This window comes from Oleomonas cavernae (genome assembly GCF_003590945.1).
Classification (GTDB): Bacteria; Pseudomonadota; Alphaproteobacteria; order Zavarziniales; family Zavarziniaceae; genus Zavarzinia; species Zavarzinia cavernae.
Genome location: NZ_QYUK01000011.1, coordinates 1,237,004 through 1,249,204, shown reverse-complemented (window position 1 = coordinate 1,249,204; position 12,201 = coordinate 1,237,004). Strand labels below are relative to the sequence as shown.

Genomic DNA, 12,201 nt, shown 5'->3' with positions numbered 1-12,201 from the left:
CCCAGGAAGTCCAGATATGTGATAAGTTACACGCCGAGATAAGTCACGAGCCGGTCACGATTGGCGGCGAGTTCCGCCGCGGTCATGGCATCGACCACATGGCCGTCTTCCATGACATAGAAGCGGTCGGCAATGGTCGAGACGAAATGAATCGACTGCTCGACCAGGATCATGGTCAGGCCATGTTCCTTGAGGCCGCGCACGGCCTTGCCGATCTGCTGGATGATCACCGGGGCCAGGCCCTCGGTCGGCTCGTCGAGCAGGATGAAATCGGCACCGGTGCGCAGGATCCGGGCGATCGCCAGCATCTGCTGCTCGCCGCCCGACAGCTTGGTGCCCGGGCTGCGCAGCCGTTCCTTCAGGTTGGGGAACAGGGTGAAGATGTCGGCGACACTCATGCCGCCCGGCTTGATCACCGGCGGCAGCAGCAGGTTTTCCTCGACATTGAGGCTGGCGAAGATGCCGCGTTCCTCGGGCACGTAACCGATGCCGAGGCGGGCGATCTTGTTGGGGCGAGGCCGATGGTCTCGACGCCGTCGAAGCGGATCGTCCCGGTCCGCCGCCCCACCAGCCCCATGATCGAGCGCAGGGTCGTGGTCTTGCCGGCGCCGTTGCGGCCCAGCAGCGCCACCACTTCGCCCCGGCGCACCTCGATATCGAGGCCGTGCAGGACATGGCTTTCGCCATAGAAGGCGTTCAGGCCGGAAATCGTCAGCCGCACATCGCTGGCGGCGGCCTGCCGCACTGCCGCTTCAGCCATGGTCGGTCCCCATATAGGCTTCGATCACCGCGGGATCCTTGGACACGGTGGCATAGGGTCCCTCGGCCAGGATCTGGCCGCGCTGCAGCACGGTGATGGTATCGGAGAGGTCGGCCACAACGGACATGTTGTGTTCGACCATCAGAATGGTCCGGCCTTCGCGGATGCGGCGAATCAGGTCGATGATACGGCCGACGTCCTCATGGCCCATGCCCTGGGTCGGTTCGTCCAGCAGCATCAGTTCCGGGTCCAGCGCCAGGGTGGTGGCAATCTCGAGCGCGCGCTTGCGACCATAGGACAGCTCGACGGCCAGGGTGCGGGCATAGGGCGACAGGCCTACCGCCTCGACCAGTTCGAGCGCCCGCTCGTTCAGGTGGTCGAGTTCACGGGTCGAACGCCAGAAATGAAACACCATGGGGCTCGTCGCCTGCAGGGCGACGCGGACATTTTCGATGACGGTGAGATGCGGAAACACGGCCGAGATCTGGAACGAGCGGACCACGCCCTTCTTGGCGATGTCGGCGGGCTTGGCACGGGTGATGTCGTGACCGTTGAAGCGCACATGGCCCCCGACGGCTGCAGGAACTTGGTCAACAGATTGAAAACAGTGGTCTTGCCTGCACCGTTGGGGCCGATCAATGCATGGATGCTGCCGCGGCGAACCTTGAGGTTCACGTCCTTGACCGCAAGGAAACCGCGAAACTCCTTGGTCAAGCCCTCGGTTTCGAGAACCAGGTCAGTCAATGCGCCCCCCGTCCTTCATATGACGCGCCGGCGCCGCGTTGATCGCGATCTTCCGGAACGTCGGGTGTCCTCTCGCTCGCTTTTTTTTGGCGTCCGTCGCGCCCTGTTCCTTCCCTTTACCGGCTCGCTCCGCGCAAGGCCATCCCCTACTTAAGTCTAAGGGTTATTATTGTGTTCCGCGACTCCTGATCGCAGGCGTTGCCTTTACCCGACAAGCCCGGCTAGGCTAGACAAAATGGGGGAAACAAACGATTTCGACCACGGAAGGTACTGATACCGGCTGGACCGTCGTCATAGCCGACGATCACCCTTTGGTAAGGGATGCCATGCGGCATGCCCTGACCCAAAGCTTGCCCAATGTCACGATCATCGATGCCGCCAGTTTCGACGAGGCCAAGGTCGTGGTCGATCGGCTGGGGACGGCCGATCTCGTCATCCTCGACCTCAACATGCCCGGCATGAACGGTTTCACCGGCCTCGCCGCCATGCGGGCCGCCCATCCCCTGGTACCGGTCGCCATGGTCTCGGCGACCACGGACGAGACGGTGATGCGCCGGGCGATCGAATTCGGCGCGGCCGGCTTTATCCCTAAGTCAGCCCCGCTCGAGACCATCGCCGAGGCGATCGGCCAGATCCTGGAGGGCCAGGTCTGGCTGCCCCCGGCCGCGGTCTATGGCGGGACCGAGGCCGGCACCAGCCGGCAGGAAATCGCCAAGCGCCTGCGCGAGTTGACGCCGCAGCAGCTCAAGGTCCTGTCGATGATGTCCCAGGGCCTGCTGAACAAGCAGATCGCCTTCGAGTTGACCGTGGGCGAGGCGACGGTGAAGGCCCACGTTACCGCCATCCTGAAAAAGCTGGGCGTGCACAGCCGCACCCAGGCGGTGATCGCCGCCCGGCTGCTGGACATGAAGACCGCCGAATAGACCTCAGCTCGCCGCGGCCAGGCCCTTCATCTTGCGCAAGTGATCGAGGTAGGCGCGGAGGGCCGCGGGCTTCACCGGCTTGGGCAGCAGTTCGACCTGGTGGCGCTTGGCTTCCTGGCGCAGGCGCGGCTCGCGATCGGCTGTAATCAGGGCTGCGGGCAGCAACTGGCCGGCCTGCTGGCGCAGGGCGGTGATCACTGCCAGGCCGCTGGCGCTGCCGCCCAGGTGGTAGTCGACCAGCAGCACGTCAGGGAGTCGCTGTGCATCACGAATGACGCCGCGCGCCTCCTCGAGCGAGGCCGCCGTCACGACATCGCAATGCCAGCCTTCGAGAAGCGCCGTCACCGCCTCGCGAATCGTGGCCTCGTCGTCGACGGCAACGACGAACAAGCGTGTCGACGGCACTTCGACCGGCCGCGGCAGCACCACCTCCTTGCGCACCGCCACCGCCTCGCCGGCGATCTGCACTTCGACGGAGAACACCGAGCCGCGCCCGAGGATCGAGTGCAGCCCGACGGGGTGGTCGAGGATGCGGCAGATGCGATCGACGATGGCCAGGCCCAGGCCCAGGCCCCTGCCCCCGAATTCATCGCTCTTGGCCCCCAGCCGGACGAATTCGCCAAAGACATTCTCCTGCTGGTCCAGGGGAATGCCGGGCCCGCTGTCCCACACTTCGATCACTGCCTTGTCGCCGCGCCGCCGGACCCCGACCAGAACCCGGCAATGGGGCCGGGCGGGGTCGCTGTAGCGAATGGCGTTCGACAGGAAGTTCTGCACCACCCGGCGCAGCAATTGCGGATCGGTGCGGACCGCCAGGCCCGACGGCACCACCACCAGCTCGACCCCCCGCCGCGAGGCGAGCGGCGCCAGCGACGCCGCGGTCATTTCCATCAGCGGACCGACCGCGACCGATTGCCAGTCCGGATTCATGACTCCCTGGTCGAAGCGCGCGATGTCGAGCAGGGCATCCAGCAGTGCTTCGACGGCACCGAGCCCCTGGTCGACCTTGCCCACCAGCGGTTCGTCGGGATGACGGTCGGCCAGGGCCGAGGCGAACAGGCGCGCCGCGTGCAGGGGCTGCAACAGGTCGTGGCTGGCGGCGGCCAGGAACTTGGTCTTGCCCAGGTTGGCCTCCTCGGCGCCGGCGCGGGCCTTGTCCAGTTCCGCGATCACGCGGGTCAGGTCGGCGGTGCGCTCGCCCACGCGGCGCTCCAGGCTTTCGTTGGCCAGTTTCAGCGCGGCCTCGGCGACATAGCGTTCGGTGACGTCCGTCACCATGATCGAAAAGCCGCCGCCGGGCATGGGATCGAAGCGCAGCTCGATCCGGGCGCCGTCGGGGCGCTGGACCTGGCGCAGGGCGGCGAGGCCGTCGGCCGGCTTGGCCAGCACGCTGCCCAACTGGTGAAGCCTGGCCATCGCCACCAGTTCGCTCGTCTGCGCGCCCACGCGGGCCTGTTCCTTGGGCAGCCAGAGCATGTCGAAGAAGCGCTCGTTCCAGGTGGCCAGCCGGCTCTCGTGGTCGAACACCACGATGCCTTGGCTGACATGGTCGAGCGTGGTGCGCAGCAGGGCGAAATTCTGCCTGATCGCCTCGGACGCTTCGCCCAGCACGGCGCGCATGGCCCGGCCCGACAGCCGGGAGCCCTGGCGGGCGCTGGCCAGCACGACGCGGGCCGAAGCGGCGCCGATCACGCCCGAGAGCAGGCGCTCGGTGAAGGCCGCCAGGTTGACGCCGGTGCGTTCGATCCCGGCGAAGGCCTGCTCGGCCTGCTCGGCGCCGATGAAGCGGGCGGACAGGTCCTTGAGCTCGGCGATCGACAGCGACCCGCCGGCCCGCTGGACGGTTTCGGGATCGAGGATGACGCTGGGCGCGACGAAGGCCTCGGCCTGCTCGACATCGCGCTGGCGCGACTGGGAGAACAGCGACACCACCACCAGCAGGAGCAGGTTGGTCCCCAAGCTGAGGAAGACACCCTGGCTGAGCGGGTCGAGGCCCGAGAGCGGGGCCGGCAGAATCGACAGCAGGGGCACGACCCCGGTCACCCCCTCGACGATCGACGGCAGGAACAGGGTCAGCAGCCAGACCAGCGCGCCGCCGGTCAGCCCCGCCACGGCGCCGTTGCGATGAGCCCCCCGCCACAGCAGGCCGACGACCAGGGCGGGCGCGAACTGCGCCACGGCGGCAAAGGAAATCAGGCCGATCGACACCAGGGTCAGGCTACCCACCATCGCGCGCTCGTAGAGATAGGCGAGCAGCAGGACAACGACGACGGCAATCCGGCGGGTGACGACCACCACCCGGCCGCTGTCGTGCCGTTCCAGCCGGCGCCAGCGCAGCAGGAAGGGCATGGCAATCTCGTTCGATGCCATGATCGACAGGGCGAGGCAGGCGACGATGACCATCGACGTCGCCGCCGACAACCCGCCGATGAAGGCGAAGGTCGAGACCAGATCGTCGCCGCGCATGATCGGCACCGAGAGCACGTACATGTCGGGATTGGTACCGGCCGGTGCCGTGGCCATGCCCGCCATGGCGATCGGCACGACCAGCAGGTTGATCACCACCAGGTAGAGCGGGAACAGCCAGCGCGCCGTTCCCAGGTGGCTGCCGGGGCCGTGTTCGACCACCGCGACATGAAACTGCCGCGGCAGGCACAGGAAGCCGCAGGCCGAAAGCACGGTCAGCGTCACCCAACTGAAATCGACGCGCGGCGAGACGAATTGGACAAAGGCGGGGTCGTCCCTCAAGCGTTCGAACAGGCCGCCGAAACCGCCAAAAATCTCGATCGTGGCATAGAGGCCGACGGCCAGGAAGGCCGCGAGCTTGACCAGGGATTCGAAGGCGATCGCCAGCATCATGCCGCGATGCTGCTCGGTCGCCTGGGCCCGGCGGATGCCGAACAGCATGGTGAAGGCCGCCATCATCACGGCGACGATCAGGGCCGTATCGCGCCAGGCGTCATAGTCGCCGGCCTTGCTGTGGAGAGGCAGGCCGACCAGGGCATCGAAGCTGTCGGACACGGCCTTCAACTGCAGCGCGACATAGGGCAGCACGCCGACGATCGCGATCACCGCGATGATGGCCGAGACCGCCCGGCTCTTGCCGTAGCGCGAGCCGATGAAATCCGCGATCGAGGTGATGTTCTGATTGCGCGCGATCAAGATCATGCGGGCGAGCAGCCGATACCCGAACAACATCACGAGGATGGGCCCCAGGAAGATCAGGAAGAAATCCCAGCCGGTGGCCGACGCGCGGCCGACGCTGCCGTAGAAGGTCCAGGATGTGCAGTAGATCGCGAGCGAAAGGGCATAGATCAGGTGCTGCGACGTGGCAGCCTGCCGCGGGCGCCAGTCGCCGGCATAGGCGATGGCGAACAAGCTACCGATATAGACCAGCGACAAGAGCAGGATCGCCCAGTCCTGCAGCATCATTGTGACCTTTCATTCGCGAGCCTCCCCGGCCGCGCAGGCACTTGTCCTCAAACTAGAGCCGACACCCTGTAATATTCAAGCCCGCGCCGTGCCAACCTCGGCCCCTCTTTTCTGTTGCAATGCAGCATTGATCCCCTGCGCCGCATCTAATACTAAAGTCAAGCCCGGATTCGACCAACGTCGGGGCTCTCCTTTTGCATGGCCTCCGGTACCACTGTTGACACCGATAAAGGCGACGGCTGCGACCGCGCCGGTCCGGAGGCAACGGGCGGATAACCGCCAAGGGAGGTTACACTATGGTCAGCATACCCGTGAGTCGCGTCGGCGAAGACGCGTCGCCCGCCGAAAAGCGAAAGGTGGTTTTTGCCTCCTCGCTCGGCACCGTTTTCGAATGGTACGACTTCTATCTCTACGGCTCGCTCGCCGCGGTGATTTCCAAGCAGTTCTTCTCGGGCGTCAACCCGGCGGCTGCCTTCATCTTCGCCCTGATGGCCTTCGCCGCGGGCTTTGCCGTGCGGCCCTTCGGCGCCGTCGTGTTCGGCCGCCTGGGTGACCTCGTCGGTCGCAAATACACCTTCCTGATTACCATCCTGCTGATGGGTTCGTCGACCTTCGTCGTCGGCGTCCTGCCCAACTATGCCTCGATCGGCATCGCGGCACCGATCATCCTCGTCGTCCTGCGCCTGGCCCAGGGCCTGGCCCTCGGCGGCGAATACGGCGGCGCAGCGACCTATGTCGCCGAGCATGCCCCGGCCAACAAGCGCGGCATCTACACCTCGTGGATCCAGACCACGGCCACCATCGGCCTGTTCCTCTCGCTGCTCGTGATCCTGTCCACGCGCCTGTCGATGTCGAACGACGACTTCGAGGCCTGGGGCTGGCGCATTCCGTTCCTGGTCTCGATCCTGCTTCTGGGCGTGTCCGTCTGGATCCGGCTGAAGCTGAACGAATCGCCGATGTTCCAGAAGATGAAGGCCGAGGGCAAGCAGTCGAAGGCGCCGCTGACCGAGAGCTTCGCCCGCTGGGGTAACCTCAAGATCGTCATCATCGCCCTGCTCGGCCTGACCGCCGGCCAGGCCGTGGTCTGGTACACCGGGCAGTTCTACGCCCTGTTCTTCCTGACCCAGACGCTGAAGGTCGATGCCCAGACCGCGAACCTGCTGATCGCCGGCTCGCTGCTGATCGGCACGCCCTTCTTCATCGTGTTCGGCGCCCTTTCCGACCGTATCGGCCGCAAGCCGATCATCATGGCCGGTTGCCTGATCGCCGCCTTGACCTTCTTCCCGATCTTCAAGGCCATCACCCACTATGCCAACCCCGCGCTCGAGGCGGCGGTGGCCAATTCGCCGGTCGTCGTGGTCGCCGACCCCGCCGAATGCTCGTTCCAGTTCAACCCGGTTGGCACGTCCAAGTTCACCACGAGCTGCGACGTCGCCAAGAGCGCCCTGGTGAAGCGCGGCACGCCTTATGCCAACGAAGCGGCACCGGCGGGCACGGTCACGCAGATCAAGGTCGGCTCGGTGGTCGTCGCCAGTTACGACGGCACCGCTGCCGATGCCAAGACGCAGGGCGCGGCTTTCGACGCCGCGGTTTCCAAGGCCCTGGCCGACGCGGGCTACCCCGCCAAGGCCGATCCGGCGCAGATCAACCATTTCATGGTCCTGATCATGCTGTTCATCCTGGTGATCTACGTCACCATGGTTTATGGCCCGATCGCGGCCATGCTGGTCGAAATGTTCCCGACCCGCATTCGCTACACCTCGATGTCGCTGCCCTATCACATCGGCAACGGCTGGTTCGGCGGCTTCCTGCCGACGACCTCCTTCGCTATCGTCGCCGCCACCGGCGATATCTACGATGGCCTGTGGTACCCGATCATCATCGCCTCGATGACTTTCGTGATCGGCATGGTCTTCGTCCGCGAGACCAAGAACAACAGCATCACCGAATAGTCGGTGACCGGATCCGGCGACGCGCGAGCGTCGCCGGCTTCTTTCCAAGGAATGCCGAGCGTTCCTAGCCTGACCTAACGGAGTGTTCCATGACTGCCGCCGCCAAGATCGAGTCTGGCCACGAACCCCTGTACCCTGTGCTTCCCGCGTTTGCCGCCGGTGCCCACGTCGATGCGGCCGGCTATGCCCGCGACTACCGCCGCTCGGTCGAGGATCCGGCCGGCTACTGGGGCGACGTCGGCCGCCGCCTCGACTGGATCAAGCCGTTCTCGGCCGGCGCGGTGAAGGACACGTCCTTCGGCCCCGGTGACGTCCACATCCGCTGGTTCCACGACGGCGTGTTGAATGTCGCCGCCAACTGCCTCGACCGGCACCTGGCCACGCGCGGCGAGCAGGTCGCCATCATCTGGGAAGGCGACAATCCCGCCGACAGCCGCCGCATCACCTACCGCGAGCTTCACGCCGAGGTCTGCCGCTTCGCCAATGTCCTCAAGGCCCAGGGCGTCAACAAGGGCGACCGCGTCACCATCTACCTGCCCATGATCCCGGAAGCCGCGGTCGCCATGCTCGCCTGCGCCAGGATCGGCGCCATCCATTCCATCGTCTTCGGCGGCTTCTCCCCCGACAGCCTCGCCGGCCGCGTCACCGACTGCGCCTCAACCATCATCATCACCGCCGACGAGGGCCTGCGCGCCGGCAAGACCGTCCCCCTCAAGGCCAATGCCGACAAGGCCCTGGAACAGTGCCCCGACGTCAAATCGGTCATCGTCGTGCGCCGCACCGGCGGCAAGGTCAATGTCGTCCCGGGCCGCGACCTCTGGTACCACGAGGCCATGGCCGCGGTGGCGGCGGATTGCCCGCCCGAGCCCATGGGCGCCGAGGATCCCCTGTTCATCCTCTATACCTCCGGCTCCACCGGCAAGCCCAAGGGCGTGCTCCACACCTCCGGCGGCTACCTCGCCTATGCCAGCCTCACCCATGAGCTGGTCTTCGACTACCATGCCGGCGACGTCTACTGGTGCACCGCCGATGTCGGCTGGGTCACCGGCCACAGCTACATCGTCTATGGCCCGCTCGCCAACGGCGCCACCACCCTGATGTTCGAGGGCGTGCCCAACTTCCCCGATCCCAGCCGCTTCTGGCAGGTCATCGACAAGCATCAGGTCACCATCTTCTACACCGCCCCCACCGCCATCCGCGCCCTCATGCGCGAGGGCGAGGACTGGGTTGCCAAGACCGCCCGCACCTCCCTGCGCCTGCTCGGCTCCGTCGGCGAGCCGATCAACCCGGAAGCCTGGACCTGGTATCACCGCGTCGTCGGCGACGGCCGCTGCCCCATCGTCGACACCTGGTGGCAGACCGAGACCGGCGGCATTCTCATCACCCCCTGCCCGGCGCCACCGACCTGAAGCCCGGCTCCGCCACCAGGCCCTTCTTCGGCGTCCAGCCGGTCATCGTCGATGCCGAGGGCCACGAGCTCGAAGGTGCCACCGAAGGCAACCTGTGCATCGCCGACTCATGGCCCGGCCAGATGCGCAGCGTCTACGGCGACCACGAGCGCTTCGTGCAGACCTATTTCTCGACCTATCCCGGCAAGTACTTCACCGGCGACGGCTGCCGCCGGGATGCCGACGGCTACTACTGGATCACCGGCCGGGTCGACGACGTCATCAACGTCTCGGGCCACCGCATGGGCACGGCCGAGGTCGAGAGCGCCCTGGTCGCCCATCCCAAGGTCGCCGAGGCAGCCGTCGTGGGCTATCCCCACGACATCAAGGGCCAGGGCATCTATGCCTATGTCACCCTGAACGCCGGCGAGCAGCCCTCCGAGCCCCTGCGCAAGGAACTGGTCGCCTGGGTGCGCCAGGAGATCGGCCCCATCGCCAGCCCCGACCTGATCCAGTTCGCCCCCGGCCTGCCCAAGACCCGCTCGGGCAAGATCATGCGCCGCATCCTGCGCAAGATCGCCGAGAACGAACACGGCGCCCTGGGCGATACCTCCACCCTCGCCGACCCCAATGTCGTCGAAGACCTCGTCACCAACCGCATGAATCGCTGAGACCTAGCACCCCTCCTCACCCAACCCTCTCCTCTCAGAGGAGAGGGCTCTGTAACCCCCCTCTGCCCTTCAGGGCGGAGGGGTTGGGGAGGGGGGTCAGCCGCACCATAGACCAGCAAGCGGCCCTCGCATGTGAGCCTTGCTCATATTGCAGTGCATGATGCCAACAGTTGCAGTGCAATATCTCGCCACCGATATCAGGCGAGGTCAACCATGTTGCGTTTTGCTTTGGGAGCCGCTGTTGCTGCGGCCGTGTCCTTTGCCACCCCGGTCTTCGCCGGCAACACGGGCCCCTTCGACACCCTGGGTCATGCCGAACTGCTGGGCCTGGACGTGACCAATGACAAGGTCGCGGTGGGTGCCGCGCATCTGATGTGCCGCGAGGCGACCATTGCCGCGACCGAGCCCGACATGCCCTGGAGCCTCAGCCGCCAGGTCGCACAGGTCCAGTACGAAGGCCTCGCGCAGCACCTCGAGGCAACCGCGGCCCGCGCCGATGCCCTTCTGATCGAAGGCCTGCGCGAGGCCGGCATGGCCGATGCCTCGGCGCAGACTGTCGCTGCCATGGCCGTGCGTGTCCGCCGCGGCCTCGAATCGCGGGTCTTCCAGGTCAACCCGGCCACCGCCGGCGACATGGCCCTGGCCTGCAAGTCCCTCGCCGCCACGGCGTTCGATTCGATCCCCTCGACGATCGCCGCGCGCTGACTCGAAACGGCGCCATCGAACGGGCGGTCAACCCGCCTGTTCGATGGTTTCCACCAGGGTGCGCAGCACCTTGATTCGGGCGTGGTATTTGTTGTCGGCCTCGATCAGCGTCCAGGGCGCGATTTCGGTCGAGGTGCGCTGCATCATTTCGACCACCGCCTCGTCATAGGCCGGGCGCATTTCCCGGTTGTGCCAGTCGTCGGGCGTGATCTTGTAACGCTTGAAGTCGGTTTTCTCGCGCTCCTTGAAGCGGTGCAACTGCTCCCTGGGCGAGACCACCAGCATGAACTTGGCCATGACGATGCCGAAGTCGACCAGTTCCTGTTCGAATTCGTTGATTTCCGCATAGGCGCGCCGCCACACCGGTTCGGGGACGAAGCCGTCCACCCGCTCGACCAGGACCCGGCCGTACCACGACCGATCGAACATCACCAGCCGCCCGTGTGCCGGCACATGGCGCCAGAAGCGCCACAGGTAGGGATGCGCCCGCTCCTCTTCCGTAGGCGCGGCGATCGGCACAATCTGATAGAAGCGCGGATCCAGCGCCTCGGCGACCCGGCGGATGGCGCCCCCCTTGCCCGCGGCGTCGTAGCCCTCGAAGACGGCGAGCGCGCCGCGCTTGTGGAAGCCCTTGCTTCTCGACAGCTTGGCCAGGCACCCCTGCCATTGGGCCAGCTCGCTGCGGTAGGCGTCCTTGTCCAGCGGCTGCTTCAGGTCGAGGGCGCTGAGGACGTTGGTCGTGCCACGGACCCGGGTCGTCGGCGTGGGCTGGTCGGTCGCCCGCCGCTTGAGCTTTGCCCGGCCTTCCGCGTCCTGGCGGTCGAACTGGCGCGAGATCTCGTCGACCAGGATCTGGGCGACGGTAACCTCGCAGTAGTCGCGGTCCAGGCCCTCGACCACGAACCAGGGGCCGACGCCGGTCGAGGTTTCACGCACCACCCGTTCGCCGATATTGCGCAGGCGCTTGTAGTGCCGGTGGCGTTTCCAGTCGGCCTTGGTGATCCGCCAAGCGGTTTCGGGGTTCGACTCGAGGGCCTGGAGGCGTTCCTTCTGATCCTTGCGCGCCAAGTGGAACCAGAATTTCACGACCAGAGCGCCTTCCTCGACCAGCATGCTCTCGAAGCGCTTGATCGATTCGAGGTCGGCGTCGAAATGGACCAGATCCTCGCGCCTGGCCATGCGTGCCTGGATCGCGGCGCTGTACCAGCCGGTGAAGAAGATACCGATCTTGCCCTTGGCCGGCAGCCCCTGCCAGTACCGCCACATCGGCGGCCGGGCCGCCGCTTCGCAATTGGGCGCTTCGTCGGGCCGGACCTCGACATGGCGCGGATCGAACCATTCGCTCAGAACCCGGGCGGTTTCGCTGCGCCCGGCGCCGTCGGCGCCCGCCAGCACGATGACGACCTCGGTCTTGCGGCGCGCCAGGAGCCGCCCCTGCAGTTCGATCAGGCGGGCACGCAACCGGGGCATTTCACGGTCGTAGACTTCGCGCTGCAGCCGGTTGCCGATCTCGGCACTTTCGAACATCGCCCGCCCCTTGCCCTTGTCGCTGACCGTACCAAGGTGGCGCCATGGCGGCGGGGTTGCAATCTCGCCGTCATCAAACGAAGAAGGGCCGCGGATTTC

8 protein-coding genes and 2 pseudogenes are annotated in these 12,201 nt (G+C 66.2%); 4 read left to right on the top strand and 6 right to left on the bottom strand.

Annotated features, from left to right (window positions below; translation table 11 throughout):
• Positions 1-26 precede the first annotated feature (26 nt).
• From D3874_RS32410 to D3874_RS32400, 4 genes and pseudogenes are all read right to left on the bottom strand, one after another.
• On the bottom strand, positions 27-479 hold the full coding sequence (locus D3874_RS32410; protein WP_456306408.1) for an ABC transporter ATP-binding protein: 453 nt from the start codon (positions 477-479) through the stop codon (positions 27-29).
• Positions 413-760: an ATP-binding cassette domain-containing protein gene (locus tag D3874_RS32405; RefSeq protein WP_456306407.1), complete on the bottom strand. Its 348-nt coding sequence runs from the start codon at positions 758-760 to the stop codon at positions 413-415. The genes D3874_RS32410 and D3874_RS32405 overlap by 67 nt, the downstream gene beginning before the upstream one ends.
• Entirely contained in the window at positions 753-1,322 is a 570-nt protein-coding gene (locus tag D3874_RS09685; RefSeq protein ID WP_456306406.1) for an ABC transporter ATP-binding protein, read from the bottom strand. The genes D3874_RS32405 and D3874_RS09685 overlap by 8 nt, the downstream gene beginning before the upstream one ends.
• A 65-nt stretch (positions 1,323-1,387) precedes the next feature.
• Positions 1,388-1,435, bottom strand: a pseudogene (locus tag D3874_RS32400) (hypothetical protein); the annotation flags it as partial.
• 320 nt (positions 1,436-1,755) lie between these two features.
• Between D3874_RS32400 and D3874_RS09680 the strand changes: the two are divergent.
• Positions 1,756-2,427, top strand: coding sequence for a response regulator (locus D3874_RS09680; RefSeq protein WP_274380614.1), 672 nt, complete (start codon positions 1,756-1,758; stop codon positions 2,425-2,427).
• Positions 2,428-2,430: 3 nt separating this feature from the next.
• Here D3874_RS09680 and D3874_RS09675 read toward each other — a convergent pair whose 3' ends face one another.
• Positions 2,431-5,859, bottom strand: a complete 3,429-nt coding sequence (locus tag D3874_RS09675) for an ATP-binding protein (protein ID WP_119777909.1) — start codon at positions 5,857-5,859, stop codon at positions 2,431-2,433.
• A 356-nt stretch (positions 5,860-6,215) separates the two neighbouring features.
• Here D3874_RS09675 and D3874_RS09670 point away from each other — a divergent pair, with 356 nt between their 5' ends.
• From D3874_RS09670 to D3874_RS09660, 3 genes and pseudogenes are all read left to right on the top strand, one after another.
• Positions 6,216-7,811, top strand: coding sequence for an MFS transporter (locus tag D3874_RS09670; RefSeq protein WP_338016697.1), 1,596 nt, complete (start codon positions 6,216-6,218; stop codon positions 7,809-7,811).
• Positions 7,812-7,900: 89 nt separating this feature from the next.
• A pseudogene (acs, locus tag D3874_RS09665) lies at positions 7,901-9,870 on the top strand (acetate--CoA ligase).
• 213 nt (positions 9,871-10,083) lie between these two features.
• Positions 10,084-10,575: a hypothetical protein gene (locus D3874_RS09660; RefSeq protein WP_147385601.1), complete on the top strand. Its 492-nt coding sequence runs from the start codon at positions 10,084-10,086 to the stop codon at positions 10,573-10,575.
• Positions 10,576-10,602: 27 nt separating this feature from the next.
• Here the strand turns inward: D3874_RS09660 and pap are convergent, their stop codons facing one another.
• Positions 10,603-12,102: a polyphosphate:AMP phosphotransferase gene (gene pap / locus D3874_RS09655; RefSeq protein WP_119777906.1), complete on the bottom strand. Its 1,500-nt coding sequence runs from the start codon at positions 12,100-12,102 to the stop codon at positions 10,603-10,605.
• Between the last annotated feature and the right edge of the window lie 99 nt (positions 12,103-12,201).

Coding starts and splice junctions, on each gene's coding strand:
- D3874_RS09675 (WP_119777909.1), bottom strand. CDS start 5,859: ATGATGCTGCAGGACTGGGCGATCCTGCTCTTGTCGCTGGTCTATATC.
- D3874_RS32405 (WP_456306407.1), bottom strand. CDS start 760: ATGGCTGAAGCGGCAGTGCGGCAGGCCGCCGCCAGCGATGTGCGGCTG.
- D3874_RS09660 (WP_147385601.1), top strand. CDS start 10,084: ATGTTGCGTTTTGCTTTGGGAGCCGCTGTTGCTGCGGCCGTGTCCTTT.
- pap (WP_119777906.1), bottom strand. CDS start 12,102: ATGTTCGAAAGTGCCGAGATCGGCAACCGGCTGCAGCGCGAAGTCTAC.